Annotated in this window: 7 protein-coding genes; 3 read left to right on the top strand and 4 right to left on the bottom strand. The window is 64.6% G+C overall.

What is annotated here, in order from left to right; translation table 11 throughout:
* The first annotated feature begins 56 nt into the window (after positions 1–56).
* From GXK59_RS05275 to GXK59_RS05265, 3 genes are all read left to right on the top strand, one after another.
* Positions 57–1,670 (top strand): ABC transporter substrate-binding protein, encoded by a 1,614-nt coding sequence (locus tag GXK59_RS05275; RefSeq protein ID WP_160669008.1) that lies wholly within the window; start codon positions 57–59, stop codon positions 1,668–1,670.
* Between the two features lie 79 nt (positions 1,671–1,749).
* The gene (locus GXK59_RS05270; RefSeq protein ID WP_160664964.1) at positions 1,750–3,252 is read left to right on the top strand and encodes a malate:quinone oxidoreductase; all 1,503 of its coding nucleotides are present in this window, start codon (positions 1,750–1,752) and stop codon (positions 3,250–3,252) included.
* Positions 3,253–3,322: 70 nt separating this feature from the next.
* Positions 3,323–6,553 (top strand): efflux RND transporter permease subunit, encoded by a 3,231-nt coding sequence (locus GXK59_RS05265; RefSeq protein WP_160664962.1) that lies wholly within the window; start codon positions 3,323–3,325, stop codon positions 6,551–6,553.
* 26 nt (positions 6,554–6,579) lie between these two features.
* Here GXK59_RS05265 and GXK59_RS05260 read toward each other — a convergent pair whose 3' ends face one another.
* The 4 genes from GXK59_RS05260 to GXK59_RS05245 all read right to left on the bottom strand — a co-directional run bounded on the left by GXK59_RS05260 (position 6,580) and on the right by GXK59_RS05245 (position 14,898).
* Entirely contained in the window at positions 6,580–10,824 is a 4,245-nt protein-coding gene (locus tag GXK59_RS05260; protein WP_160664960.1) for a Pls/PosA family non-ribosomal peptide synthetase, read from the bottom strand.
* 105 nt (positions 10,825–10,929) lie between these two features.
* Positions 10,930–12,282 (bottom strand): aspartate kinase, encoded by a 1,353-nt coding sequence (locus GXK59_RS05255; protein WP_237393792.1) that lies wholly within the window; start codon positions 12,280–12,282, stop codon positions 10,930–10,932.
* A 203-nt stretch (positions 12,283–12,485) separates the two neighbouring features.
* On the bottom strand, positions 12,486–13,757 hold the full coding sequence (gene ectB / locus GXK59_RS05250) for a diaminobutyrate--2-oxoglutarate transaminase (protein WP_160664956.1): 1,272 nt from the start codon (positions 13,755–13,757) through the stop codon (positions 12,486–12,488).
* Between the two features lie 268 nt (positions 13,758–14,025).
* On the bottom strand, positions 14,026–14,898 hold the full coding sequence (locus GXK59_RS05245) for a M20/M25/M40 family metallo-hydrolase (RefSeq protein WP_237393791.1): 873 nt from the start codon (positions 14,896–14,898) through the stop codon (positions 14,026–14,028).
* Positions 14,899–15,019 lie beyond the last annotated feature (121 nt).

The raw sequence follows: 15,019 nt of genomic DNA, 5'->3' as shown, positions 1-15,019 counted from the left end.
GAGCGCGGACCAGTGCCGTGCGCCGCATTGCAGCCGGCTTCGGTGCCGTCCTCCTGATGCTGCCGCTCGCCGCCTGCACCGGAACCCCGGGGCCTGGCCCGGCAACCGCTTCGGCCACGTCGACCAACACGGCCCCCAGCGCCGTCTTCACCTTCGGCACCGCCTCGCAGCCGCTCGGGCTGGATCCGGCTGTCGTCTCCGACATTGAGTCCTACCGGATCACGCGCCAGGTCCTGGAGGGACTCGTCGGTGTGGACCAGACCACTGGGGCGCCAACGCCGCTGCTGGCCACCGAATGGAACACGAGCGATGAGGGCCGGGCCTACTCGTTCAAGCTCCGCGAGAAGGTGACTTTCCAGGACGGGACCGCTTTCGACGCCGCCGCCGTCTGCAGCAACTTCAACCGCTGGTTCAACTTCCCCGAGGCCCTGCGGAAGCAGGCTCCGGGAACGACGTTCAAGGGCGTCTTCAAGGCACACGCAGATCAGGCATCCCTGTCCATCTACAAGGGCTGCACCGCCCTGGCCCCGGACAGCGTGAGGATCGACCTGACCCAGCCCTTCACCGGGTTCCTCCAGGCCCTCACTCTGCCCGCCTTTGCCATCTCCTCGCCCCAGGCCCTCACCTCCCACAAAGCAGATGAGCTGACCCAGACCCGCGACGGCCAGCCGATCTCGGCCTACGGGCTCCACCCGGTGGGAACCGGTCCCTACGTCTTCAGCTCCTGGGACCCGGGGAGCATCACGCTCGCCAGCAACAAGGACTATTGGGGGGACAAGGGCCAGATCGGCACGATCAACTTTGTCACCTACGACCACACCCAGACACGGATGCAGGCCCTGCTCGACGGCAAAATCGATGCCTACGACGCCGTGACCGTCGGCAACTTCGATCAGCTGGTGAAGCGCGGAGAGCAGATCATCCAGCGCGATCCCTTCTCCGTTATGTACCTGGGCATGAACCAGGAAGTACCCATCCTGCAGAACCTCAAGGTCCGCCAGGCCATCGAAATGGCGCTGGACAAGGACACCCTGATCCGCCGCTTCTTTATTGACAACACCGCCCAGGCGACGCAGTTCGTCCCGCCCAAACTCAGCGGCTTCAACAACAACGCGCCGGCACTGGGCCACAATCCGGCAAAGGCCAAGGAGTTGCTCGCCGAGGCCGGCTACAAGGGTGAGGAACTGAAGTTCTACTATCCCCTGAACGTCACCCGGCCCTACCTGCCGACTCCCGAAAAGGTCTATGCGGAAATCAGTAAGCAACTGACCGCCGTCGGACTCAACATCAAGCCGGTACCGGTCGAGTGGTCCGAGGGCTACCTCCAGAAAGTTACCTCCCCCGGGGACCATGCCCTCCATCTGCTGGGCTGGAACGGCTCGTACTCTGACCCGGACAACTTCGTGGGGCCACTCTTCGGCGAAAACACCGGCGAGTTCGGCTACCAGGACCCACAGGTCTTTTCCAAGATCGCCCGGGCCCGCGGCCTGCCTGACGGCAAGGAGCGGACGGAGCAGTACCAGACCATCAACGCGCAGATCGCCGCTTCGGTCCCCGCCGTGCCGATTGCGTTCCCGATCTCGGCCCTGGCCCTCTCGGACCGGGTGCTGAAGTATCCGGCGTCGCCCGTGCTGAATGAAGTTTTCACGAAGGTCGAGCTAAAGCCTTGACGGACGGACCCAATTTCAGTAAGAGGGCGGTGCGGGGATATTCTGTGACAGCCAGACCCGCTGCTATCGGAGACTGATTGTGACTTTCATTTCCAAGACCCAACATGCCGACGTCGTCCTGATTGGCGGCGGCGTCATGAGCGCCACGCTCGGTGCTTTCCTGAAGCAGCTCGAGCCGAACTGGACGATTTCCCTTTTCGAGAAGCTGGATGAGCCGGGCCTGGAAAGCTCCGGCCCGTGGAACAACGCCGGCACCGGACACGCCGCGCTGTGTGAGCTTAATTACTCGCCCGCGGCCAAGGACGGCTCGGTGAACCCGGCAAAGGCACTCCTCATCAACGAGCAGTTCCAGCTTTCGCGCCAGTTCTGGTCCCACCTCGTCACGAACGGCATGATCGGCTCCCCCAAGGGCTTCATCAACACCGTCCCCCACATGAGCTTCGTCATCGGCGAAGAGAACGCCAAGTTCCTGCGCACCCGCTTCGAGGCCCTCAAGCCGAACCCGCTGTTCCGCTCGATGGAGTACTCCGAGGACCATGCCCAGATCGCCAAGTGGGCCCCGCTGATCGTCAAGGGCCGCGACCCGAAGCAGCGGATCGCCGCCACCCGCGCCGCGGAAGGGACCGACGTCGACTTCGGCGCCCTGACCCGGGAGCTGACGACCTACCTCGGGAACAACGGGGTGGAGGTCAACTACGGCCACAACGTCTCAGGCATCAAGCGCGCGTCCGACGGCGGCTGGGACCTCGCGCTCAAGCACCCCCAGTCCGGCGAGCACGGCTCCATCCACGCGAAGTTCGTCTTTGTCGGTGCTGGCGGCGGCGCCCTGCACCTGCTGCAGGCCTCCGGCATCCCGGAAAGCAAGGGATTCGGCGGCTTCCCCGTTTCCGGCCAGTTCTTCCGCTGCACCGACGAGACCCTCGCCGCCCAGCACAGTGCCAAGGTCTACGGCCAGGCCTCCGTCGGCGCCCCGCCCATGTCCGTCCCGCACCTGGACACCCGGTTCGTCAACGGCAAGCGCTCCCTGCTGTTCGGACCGTACGCCGGCTTCTCCACGAACTTCCTGAAGAACGGCTCCTACCTGGACCTGCCGCTGTCCATCCGGCCCTCCAACATCATCCCCATGCTGGCTGTGGCCAAGGACAACATGGACCTCACCGCCTACCTGGTCAAGGAAGTCGCCAAGCGGCACGGCGCCAAGGTCGAGGCCCTGCGTGAGTACTACCCCGCCGCGCAGGACGGCGACTGGGAACTCATCACCGCCGGCCAGCGTGTGCAGATCATCAAGAAGGACCCGAAGAAGGGCGGCGTGCTGCAGTTCGGCACCGAAGTCATCGCCGGGCGCGACGGCTCCATCGGCGCCCTGCTGGGCGCTTCCCCGGGCGCGTCCACCGCGGTGCCGATCATGATCGAATTGCTCCAGAAGTCCTTCCCGAAGCAGTTCAAGGGCTGGCTGTCCAGGTTCAAGGAGATGATGCCCGGCTATGGCGTCAAGCTCAACGAGAACCCGGAACTCGCCGCGCAGCTCGAAGCCGACACGGCCAAGGCTCTCCAGCTGGAACCGGTCGCCGCGCGCAGCTGACGCCCGCTCCGGGTTGCGGCAGCTTTGATCGCTCACCAGTACGTCCGTCAACCCACCAGGAGACCATGAGATGTTCCGGCTCGCAAAGCTGTCACTGGCCAACAGGGCCCTGATCGCGCTGATCACCGTCTTCGCGTCCGTCTTCGGCGTGATCACGATGTCCTCGCTCAAGCAGGAACTCATCCCTTCCATCGAGTTCCCGCAGATCACGGTCATCACGTCGATGCCGGGAGCCTCCCCCGAAGTCGTGGACAAGCAGATCAGCAGCCCGCTGGAGACGGCACTCAACGGCGTTGAGGGCCTGGAATCGACGTCGTCCACCTCGCGCAACGGCGTCTCCCAGATCAGCATGGTGTTCACCTATGGTTCGAACCTGGACCGTGCCCGAAACCAGATCGACCGGGCCATCTCCAACGCCAAGCGGGCGCTGCCGGACGATGTCCAGCCCCAGGCCATCGCCGGCAGCATCAGCGACTTCCCGATCGTTTTCCTCGCCGTCTCCTCGGACAAGCCCCTCAGCGAACTGAACACCGACTTGGCCCGGCTCACCGTCCCGCGGCTGCAAAAGATCGACGGCGTCCGCGGCGCCGAGGTGACCGGCGGCGCCAGCCAGCACATCAAGATCCTCCCCCGCCCCGAGGCCATGGCGGCCTCCGGCGCGAGCATCCAGTCCATCAGCGAGGCCCTGAAGAACAACGGCGCCCTCGTGCCGGCCGGCACCATCGAGGAACAGGGAAAGACGCTCTCGCTGCAGATCGGCAGCCCGGTCGACTCGCTCGATGCCATCAAGGCGCTCCCGCTGGGCGGCGCCCGGAACGCCGCGACCATCGGCAGCGTCGCGGACGTCAGCATCACCGAGGACGCCCGCACCTCGATCACCCGGACCAACGGCAAGGAAACCCTGGCCCTGTCCGTCACCAAGAAGCCCGAAGGCGACACCGTCGGCATCTCCCACGCGGTAAAGGACTCGATCCCCCAGCTCGAGGCCGAACTGGGCTCCAACGCCCGGTTCACACCAATCTTCGACCAGGCACCGTTCATCGAGAAGTCCATCAAGGACCTCACCACGGAGGGCCTGCTGGGCCTGGGCTTCGCCGTCGCGGTGATCCTGCTGTTCCTGATGTCCGTCCGCGCCACCCTGGTCACCGCAGTTTCCATCCCGTTGTCACTGCTGATCACCTTCATCGGGCTTTCGGCCACCGGCTACTCGCTGAACATCCTGACCCTCGGTGCGCTCACCATCGCGATCGGCCGCGTCGTGGACGACTCCATCGTGGTGATCGAGAACATCAAGCGCCACCTGAGCTACGGCGAAGCGAAGATCACGGCAATCCAGAGCTCCATCCGTGAAGTCGCCGGCGCCATCACGGCCTCGACCCTCACCACCGTTGCCGTCTTCCTGCCGATCGCCTTTGTGGCCGGCCTGGCCGGCGAGCTGTTCCGGCCGTTCGCGCTGACAGTCACCATCGCACTGCTGTCCTCACTGCTGGTCTCTTTGACCATCGTTCCGGTGCTGGCCTACTGGTTCCTGCGGAACCCCGCTGAGAAGCCCGGCACAGCCCGGGACGCCCCGGCCCGGGAGATCGCGGCCAAGGCCCATGAGGCGGAGCAGCGCACCGTCCTGCAGCGCGGCTACCTCCCGGTCCTGACCAAGACCCAGAAACACCCGGTAGTGACCCTGATCGCGGCTTTGCTGGTCCTGGGCGGCACCGCTGCCATGACCCCGCTGCTGGCCACCGACCTGCTGGGCAACTCCGGCGAGAACAGCATGACCGTCCGCCAGGCCCTCCCTGCCGGCACCAGCCTGGCCGCAGCCAGCGCCTCGGCGGTCAAGGTCGAGGAAGTTCTCCGCGGGATCGACGGCGTCAAGGACGTCCAGGTCACCACCGGCAACGCCCAGACCGGTTTCTCGGCGCTGCTGTCGTCCGGAGCCTCGAACTCCAGCTTCACCGTGGTGACCGAGGAGAAGGCCAACCAAGGCAAACTCAAGGAGACCGTGCGCGCCGAACTGGCCGGGATTCCTGATTCCGGCAAGATCACCGTGGGCTCCCAGCAAGGCGGTTTTGGCACGTCCTCGACCGTCGACATCACGCTCAAGGCTGCAACGACCGCGGATCTCCGGACCGCGAGCGACGCCATGGTCAAGGCGATGGACGGCGTCCCGGGTGCCTCCGAAGTGGCCACCAACCTGGCGGCCAGCCAGCCGGTGGTCCAGGTCAAGGTGGACCGGGCCAAAGCCGTCGCCGCGGGACTGTCCGAGGAACAGGTGGCCGGCGTGCTCGCCGCAACCATCAGCCCCATCCCGGCCGGAACCGTGCGCATCGACACCAACGACTTCCCGGTCCGCATCGGCGAAGGCACCCGCTTCACCAGCATCAACGCCGTCCGGCAAACCCCGCTGCCGACGGCGGCGGGTCCCGTGCCGCTGTCCAGCATCGCGTCAGTGGAGCAGGTGGACGTCCCCGTCTCCATCACTGCGAGCAACGGCCAGCGGACCGCCCGCGTGTCCATAACGCCGTCGGGCGCGAACCTTGGCGCGGTGAGCACCGAGGTACAGGCCCGGCTCAAGACCGTCCAGTTGCCGCCGGGTGTCACTGCAGAGATCGGCGGCGCCACGACCCAGCAGTCCGAATCCTTTGCCCAGCTCGGCCTCGCCCTGCTCGCCGCCATCGCGATTGTCTATGTGATCATGGTGGCCGCGTTCAAGTCGCTCATCCAGCCGCTGATCCTGCTCGTCTCCGTACCGTTCGCGGCCACCGGCGCCATCGGGCTCCTGCTCATCACCGGAGTGCCGCTGGGCTTGCCCTCCCTGATCGGCATGCTTATGCTGGTCGGCATCGTGGTGACGAACGCGATTGTGCTCATCGACCTCATCAACCAGTACCGCCTGCCGCGGAACGGCGCGCCCGGGATGAGCGTGGCGGACGCCATCACGCACGGCGCCCGCCAGCGACTCCGGCCGATCCTGATGACGGCACTCGCCACTGTCTTCGCACTGACGCCAATGGCCCTGGGCCTGACCGGCGGCGGGGGCTTCATCTCGCAGCCGCTCGCCATCGTCGTGATCGGCGGCCTGGTCTCCTCGACCGCCCTCACCCTGGTCCTGGTGCCGGTGCTGTACCGACTCGTCGAGGGACGGCGCGAGCGCAAGGCCCTGGCCAAGGCCGGTGCGGGTTCCAATGCCGGTGCCGATACCGATACCGCACCCTCCCGGGGCCGCCGGGCCGCCGCCGGCGCCGTCCCCGACGACTTCCCGGATGACGTTCCCGACGACGCACGCCTCCCCACCGGCTCGCACTAGCCGTCGTCACTCCGCCGGCACCTCGGTCAGATCCGCACTGCCTTGTGGCGGCGCGGCGCCTGACTGCCGTGGCTGGCCCTCGGTGACTTCGCGGGCCTGCCCGCCGAGTCCGTCAGCGCCCGGTGGCGGGGCCCGGCAAGCAGGGGTGCCGGGCGTGGTTCCCGTGATGCGGGGACCACGATCTCGCGTGCCGGGTTGCCGACGTAGGAGGTGCCTTCCGGGACGTCCTCGCCCTTCATCAGCAAGGCGTCAGCCCGCAGCGTGGAACCGGTGTGCAGGGTCGCACCATAGTTGATCCAGACGTCTACCCCCAGGCTGCAACGGTCGCCGATCACCACGTAGTCGGACTTGAACGTGCCGTCCTCCATGGAATGGCCTTGAATCGTTGCTCCTTCGTTGAACGTGCAGTCATCACCGATCGTCACCAGAGTTTTTTCCGGGATGGTCGCTCCGGCGTCGTACAGCCGCTTTCCGACCTTGACCCCCAGAAGTCTCCACATCAGCGGCTTAAAAGGTGTCCCATTGAACCGGGGCACGACGAGCAATTTCCAGAGCCGTTCGTGCCGCCAGAAGTAGCCGTCGTAGATGGAGCAGAATTGGGGCCTGAGCCGGCGGAATCCCATGACTGAACGCTCCACCAAGGCGGTGAACAGGATACGGAACACCAGCAGTGCCACCATTGCCAGGGCAACGGCCAGGACACCAAGGAAGCTGTGGGCTGTCACCGCGACGGCGCCGGCAATGGTGGCCGCGAACAGAAGGACCCAGCGCACGGCCAGGAAATACACCATGCTCATAATGTTGTGGCGGTTCTTGGCCGGAAGTTCCCGATTTTTCGCTTCTTCCATTGCCCGCTCATCGAATTGGGCGTCCCGCTGCACGGACCGGGGAATTTCGAACGGTGGCGAGCCGAGAAGGCCCACGTCCCGCCGCGACGGTCCGTCGATCGGCACCATGACTTTCGTCGCGAGCAGGACGTTCTGCCCGACGTGCGCACCGATGGGAAAGGTGACGTGGTTCCCGAGGTAGTTCCGGCCGGCGATGCGGACCGTGGACAGGCGGAACGAGGAGCTGGTGTAATCGGCGTTCATCATATTGAGGCCGTCCGCGACCATGGTTCCCGTTCCGACGTCGCACAGGAAAGGTGATTCGTGCGCCAGGGTGGGCCCGAAGTTTGATCCGGTCTGATCCACCTTGTTCAGGTTCCAGCCGAGGGCCAACAGGTAGTGCACGATGTAGGAGCTGTCGCCAAAGATGTCCTTGTAGAGCCGAACGTTGGAAAGCCGTGCAATGAGCCGATGGACGGAAAAATGCCAGCCGTAGAGCGGATAGACCACGTCAGGCTTGACGAATCGGTGCAGTATCCGCGGGACGCAGACCACAACCACCAGGCCCGAGACCAAGCCGACGATAAACAGCACCAGCGACACCGCCAGCGTGTCGACGAAGAATGCCAGGGCGCCCAGTTGCAGGTGGCCGGAATCGAGGTAGGGCGGCAGCAGTGCTGCCAGCCCCAGCACGGCGGCCGGAACCACCAGCACCAGGCGGTTCAATAGTTGCAGCAGGCTGTAAATGACCCGCCTGCGGGCGCTACAGTCCGCTGCGGGAACACGAAGGTAATTGGTACTGGTGCGCACGGCCGGCGAGCCATGCCAGACCTGGCCCGCGGGGACTGCCTGCGAGGCCTGCAGCGAGGAGGCATGCCCGAGCTGGCTGTTGTCGCCCATCGTCGTTCCGATGTCCAGCGTGGTCCGCTCCGACACAAAGACGTTGCTTCCCAGCGTCACGGTGCCCTTCTCAATCATCCCCGAACGCGCCCGGTAGCACAGGAACGAAGCGTTCTTGTTGATGACGGTGTTATCACCGATGGTGAGCAGGTCAGGGCAGGCCGGAACCATCCTGGAAAGGATCACCACGCCCTTGCCAATCTTGGCCCCCATGAGCCGCAGGTAAAGGACATACAGCGGTGAGCCGGCGAACAGGACAAGCGGATTGGCCCGCGTCAGGGCCTTGACCGCCCAGAAACGCAAATAGTCCGGACTCCAGATCCGGATGGTGCCCGGCTTCCACCGCCCGACGAGGACCCATTTGGCAATGATCGGGGTCACGGACAGCACCACGAAAGTTGCGGCCCCGAACCCGATGGATCGCAGCCACATCTCCAGGAGTCCGTTGCCTCCCGAGGTCCACTCGAATCCGATGATCAGTAGCCAGGCGGCGTACATCATGAAGCCCAGGAAGCACAGGAACTGGACTGCCCCGCAGAGGGCATACTGGAACGAACTGACCGGGTGCGGCGGTACGGGCAGCGCCATGTCAGCGTCGGGCGGGGTGGTGCCCAGGGCGGCTTCGAGGTGCCGGGCTTCAAGGCACGCGGCAAGTTGCCTGACGGTGGGGCATTCATAGATGTCCTGCATGGCTGCCGGCGGCAGTGCGGTCCCTTTCCTGATGCGGGCGCAATAGTGCGCCATCAACAAAGAATCGGCACCGAGGTCGTTGAAGAAGTGGGCATCGGTGGACACCTTGTCCAGGCCCAGAACGGCTTGAAGCTGCTCCGCCAAGGCTTCTTCAGCTGCAGTCGCCGGTGCGGTAAACGACCCGGAGGCCGCCCGGCTGATCCGGTTTTCCGGTCGTGGCAGGCGTTTCCTGTCCACCTTGTCGCTGGCCATCATGGGAATGGTGTCGAGCTGTTCAAAGTAGGCAGGAACCATGTACCCGGGAAGCCTGGTGCGCAGCATCTGGTGGAGCTCATGGGCGTCGACGCCCACGACGTCCTGGCGGAGGGTGAAGTAGGCGGCCAGCTCCACCGATCCAGGCTCCGGTTCAAAGGTCTGGACCACTGCCTGCGCGATCCCCGGGAGCTGCACCAGCACCGCTTCTATTTCGCTCAGCTCGATGCGGTAGCCGCGGATTTTGACCTGCGTGTCGATCCGGCCGAAGTACTCGAGCTCGCCGGCGTCGTTGATCCTTCCGAGGTCCCCGGTCCGGTAGATCCGGCCGGAGGGATTGTTCTCGATCCCGAGGAAATCCGGGACGAACGCCCGTTCGGTGAGGTCCGGCCGGTTGACGTAGCCCCGTGCCAGGCCCACCCCTGCCAGGCCGATTTCCCCCATTTCGCCCGGCGGCAGGGCCCGAAGTCCCTCGGGGTCCACAATGACCGCGGTGTACGTGGGCAGTGGCACACCGAGGGATACGGGCGTGTCCGGATGGAGGAGGGACCAGGTGGCAGTCACCGTCGCTTCGGTAGGGCCGTAGACGTTCAGGAAGCGGCGGCCCGGCCGGTGCCAGCGCAGCACGAGGTCCCTGGGGCAGGCCTCCCCGGAGACCAGCAGGAACCTCAATCCGGGCAGGTCATCTTCAAGCGTCGCCAGCAGCGTTGGAACACAGCAAAGTGCTGTGATCCGTTTTTCCTGAAGGTACTCCGCGAGCTCGGCACCCAGCAGGCTGGATCGTCCGGGCTTGGGCACCAGGGTTGCCCCGACCATCCAGGCAACCCAGATTTCCTCCACCGAAAAATCGAAGGCAATCGTCATCCCCTGATAGACACGATCCGTTGGCTCAACGCCGTAGATGGCAGAGGCCACCCTGACAAAGTTGCAGATGCTGGCCTGCTCTACTGCCACGCCTTTCGGCCGGCCGGTCGAACCGGAAGTGTAGATAATGTATGCCAATTCGTCGTCCGGTTTGCCCAGGTCCTCGTCGTTGAGGCGCGACGCGTCCTCGGCATCGACATGGCTCTGAACGTGGTCAAGGCACACCGTCTGGGCGGCCACTTCAGGGAGCAGGTCCTTCAGGTGTGTCAGGGACAGAATCATCACCACACCGGCGTCCTCGACAATGTACTTGAGCCGGTCAGGGGGAAACCCCGGGTCCAGTGGCACATAGGCCGCGTGGATCTTGAGCACCGCGAGCATCGCCACGTAGGCGCGCCACGGCTGGTCGAAGAGCAGTGCAATGCGGTCCCCGGGCCGTGCCCCGCAGGCCAGGAGGTGGCGGGCCAACTGGTTTGCCCGACTGTCCAGTTCCAGGTAGCTCAAGGCGACGTCGCCTGCGTCCACCGCGAGTTGGGCGCCCAGCCCCTGTTCCTGCAGCCGGTCGCAACTGTCCTCAAACAGCTGGTCCAGCCGTTCGCCCTCATGCCAGCGTGCGGTCTGGTCCGGAGCGGCCGATGTCAAGACCGTTCCCTCGCCCAAACCGCCGTCGGTCAACATTTTGCCGCGCAACTCAGCGGGGGCGGTGGCCCCGGAACGGACCTTCACCTTTTTACTCATGGTTTGCCTCCTACGCATAACCTGATGTGCCGCGGACGAACTGCCCATTTCCTCAAAGGCCCGGCCCGGCCGGCTGTGACATTCACGGGATGTTCGATCGGGCTGCTACCTGCCCCTCGATGCGGGGCTGGCCGTCAATCCCCGGAGGCCATGGCCCCAGCGGACGTCGCCGTCCACGTCAAGGTGTTTGTCAGGACGTGAGCGCGACCTTGCTGTCTCCTCGGCTGCCCGGGCCACGCCGAACGCCAGGCGGACGGCGCGTTCGGCGTCCTCGAGCCGCTCGGAGCGGGTGATGGCCGCAACGTATGTCTCCGAAATTTCGACGAGATCAAGGTCGATACCGGCTTCTGACAGGGTCCACAGGAACGTGCAAAAGACGTCGGGCGAGGACCTCATGCCCACACCCGTGATTGACACCCGGCCGACTTCGCCGTCGTGCTGCAGGCCCTGGAATCCGATGGTCCCTTGGGCAGCATCCAGCACCGCGAGTGCCGGCGCCGCCTGGGTTGCGGGGACTATGAGGGCGACGTCGGAACGCCTGGAACCCGAGTCTGCAGCATTTTGGACGATTGTCTGGACGTTGACCCCCGAATGCGAAAGCACCTGAAACAGGCGCGCCATGCTGTCCGGTGTGTCGGGAACGCCGATGACAATGACTTTCGCGGCAGAGTTGACACCGCCCACTCCGGTGACGACAGGCTGCTCCTTCACAGGCTTGCGGAAGGGGTGGCGGTCGAGTCCGGGCAGGATCAGCGTTCCCAGCTCCGGCACGAACGAGGACCTCACATGGATCGGGATTCCGAATCGACGGGCGTACTCAACGCATCTCAGGTGCAACACCTTGCAACCGGAGGCCGCGAACTCAAGCATCACCTCGCTTGAGAGGACACCGATCTTGCGTGCCCTCGGGACAATTCGGGGGTCCGCGGTGTAGACGCCGTCCACATCCGTGTAGATCTCGCATATTCCGGCGCCCAGGGCCGCGGCGAGGGCCACCGCGGTGAGGTCCGAGCCGCCCCGGCCGAGGGTGGTGATTTTCTTCCCCTTCTTCGTCCGCCCCTGGAATCCAGCAACAATAGGGACTTCCCCGCGGGCCAGGCAGGTGCGGATGCGGTCTGGTCTGACGTCAGTGATTTGTGCTTTGCCGTGAACGTCGTCGGTGATGAGGCCGGCCATGCTGCCCGTGAAGGTCACAGGCGCCTGGCCAAGATCGGCCAGTGCGATCGCCAGCAGCGCCGACGACACGAGTTCTCCGGTGCTCAGCAGGGCATCGAGGTCGCTGGGACGGGGCCGGGGGGAGACATCGGCGGCGAGGTCGTACAGTTCATCGGTCGTGTCGCCCATGGCAGACACAACTGCGACCACCTGGTAGCCGTTTTCCCGCGTCTTGGCTATCCGTTGGGCGGCACGGAGGATGCCCGAGGGGTCCGCGAGAGAAGAGCCCCCGAATTTTTGCACGATGACGCTTCCGCGGGGAATCGGCTGATCCTTTTCCTCTAGCACGAGCCGGCGCCCGTCTGTCCTGTCGGCCGCTGTCTTGCGGGGCCGGTTCCGCGGAGTCCATTCTGGTTAGCCGTTCCTGCACGTTGGGTGCTCATTTGCGTTCCTAAAAATCTGGTCGGTCGCTCGTAGCTGTTGATGTCCCCCCCCGGCAACGCTTTCTAGGCAATGGACTTTGCTGCCACCTTCCCGCCGGTCACAAACTCTGCGGCTTCGGCAAGAATGTCGAGTCCCTTCATCATCTCGTCGGCGCCGATGGTCAGCGCCGGCATCGTCTTGATCACCTCGCCCTCAGGCCCGGAGGTTTCCACCAGCAGGCCACGGGCAAACGACTCGGCAGCAATCCGCCCAGCCACTTGGTGGTCGGGGTAGTAGATGCCCGCGAGTAGGCCCCGTCCCCTGACGCGCGCCCCTTCGGTACCCGCTGCGATCTGGGTCAGCCCCTCATGCAACTGCGATGCCAGCCCGGCGACGTTTGATTCAAAGCTTCGGTCCGTCCAGAAATGTTCCAGGGCAGCCGTTCCCGTAACAAAGGCCGGGTTGTGTCCGCGGAAGGTTCCGTTGTGCTCGCCGGGCTTCCAGATGTCGTGCTCCGGTTTGAAAAGCGTCAGCGACAAGGGCAGCCCGAAGCCTGAAATGGACTTCGACAGGCAGACGATATCGGGGGTTATTCCGGCATCCTCAAAACTGAAGAACGTGCCTGTGCGTCCGCACCCGGCCTGAACGTCGTCAACGATGAGCAGGATCCCATGCTGCTTGCATAGTTCCGCAAGGCCCCTGAGCCAGGAGGCGCGGGCCGCTCTGAGTCCGCCCTCCCCCTGCACCGTTTCCACTATGACTGCGGCAGGTTTATCGACGCCGGAGCCGCTGTCCTCCAGCGCATGGCGGAGCCACAGAAAGTCCGGCGTCTGGCCGTCAAAGAATCCGTCGTAGGGCATGCTGGTCGTATTCGTCAGCGGAACCCCGGCCCCCTGGCGCTTCATTGAATTGCCCGTGACTGCCAATGAACCCAGAGTCATTCCGTGGAATGCATTCGTAAAACTCAGGATATGGGGCCGGCCGGTGACTTTCCGCGCCAGCTTCAAAGCCGCTTCCACTGAGTTTGTTCCTGTGGGACCGGGAAACATGACCTTATAGTCATACATCCTGGGCTTCAGGATCAGCTCGTTGAATGTTTCCAGGAAGCGCCGTTTAGCAGCCGTTTTCATATCCAGGGAATGCACGATCGCACCGGAGAGCAGATATTCCACCAGCGGGCGAAGAAGGTCCGGATTGTTGTGCCCGTAGTTCAGCGCTCCAGCCCCGGAGAAAAAGTCGAGATAGTCCCTGCCGTCCTCGCTGTACAGCGTGCTGCCGGCCGCGCGGTCGAAAACCGTATCCCAGGTGCGGCAGTACGTGCGGACTTCTGACTCAAGGACTTCAAAAATATCCATCAGTAGCTTTCCTTCGTTCTAATCCCCGGCCCAAATACGGCTAAGACATCCGGAAAAACGGTCACGGGACAGGAAAGTACAGCGGCACAAGGCCGCCGTCATGAGGTGTGACCGGTGATGATTCCAAGCTATGGAACGCCGGTAATTTCGGGACCCGTAGGCCGTACTCGAATACTTGGGCCTGATCCGGGCCGCTCTACTTAGCAGTACTCAGGCGGCCGGATGTCGAAATCAAGTAGTCCGCGATCTGCTTCATCGTCGGGCCGCCCTAGCCGCGTGGGGCGAGTGCGTAGGACGTGGTGGCGTAGGCCAGGGCTGCGGACATTTCCTTGAGCAGGTCCGCGTCGGTGTTCTTGATGGTGTCGCAGGCCTTGTGGTAGCAGGAATCGAGCTTCTTGCCGGCCACTCCGCCATAGGACTGCACCTGGGCCTGGGTCTTTGATTCCACGTCCCCGCTGAACAGTCCGCCGCCTGGAATGCCGGCCTGCAGGAACGCGTCGTAGTCGGAGCCGCCGTCAAAGGGCGTGGTTTCCGCCGGCAGCGAGTTCTCCTGGAAGAAGCGGAAGAAGACGTCTTCGATCTGCTTCGAGCCATTCGGCCCGGCGTGACCGAAATCCGAGCCGTCACCGTCGTGGATGGACCGCACCCCGTTCGGGGAAGCCATCATGTCCACGTTCAGGTTCGCCGCGGTCTGGGCTTTCTCGGCCTTGCTGAGTTCATCGACGTAGTGCTGGGAGCCGTAGAGGCCGTCCTCCTCGCCGCCCCAGAACGCAAACCGGACCCGGTTCACCGGAGTGGTCCCGGTCTCCTTCATCCACTTGGCGATCTCAAGGATGGCCGCGACCCCGGAGCCGTTGTCGTTGATCCCCGGGCCCTCGCGCACGGAGTCCAGATGGCCGCCCACCACCACGGTGTTCTCGGCGCTGCCGCCGGTGTCGGCGAGGATGTTGAAGCTCTCCACCTGTTTCCGGCTCCTGCCCTCGCCGCGGAACGTGAAGGTCTGCCGGACGGGGTTGTACCCGGCAGCGCGCAGCTGCTCCTCGACGTAGCGGGCGGATGCCTCATACCCGGACGTCCCGGACGCACGGTTGCCGCCATTGTCATCAGCAATGCGCTGCAGCGCCTCCAGATGAGCGACCATGGCCCGGCCCTTGAACGCCTCCAGCACCGCCCGCGCATCCACCCCGCCCGCAGGCTCAAGCCGGGGAGCCGTGCATCCCGCCAGTAGGAGACTGATTGCAAGCAGGATTGCGGCCGCAGCA

It is taken from the genome of Pseudarthrobacter sp. ATCC 49987 (genome assembly GCF_009928425.1).
GTDB lineage: Bacteria > Actinomycetota > Actinomycetes > Actinomycetales > Micrococcaceae > Arthrobacter.
The sequence above is the reverse complement of the archived record's forward strand: the minus strand, read 5'-3'. Positions and strand labels throughout refer to the sequence as shown.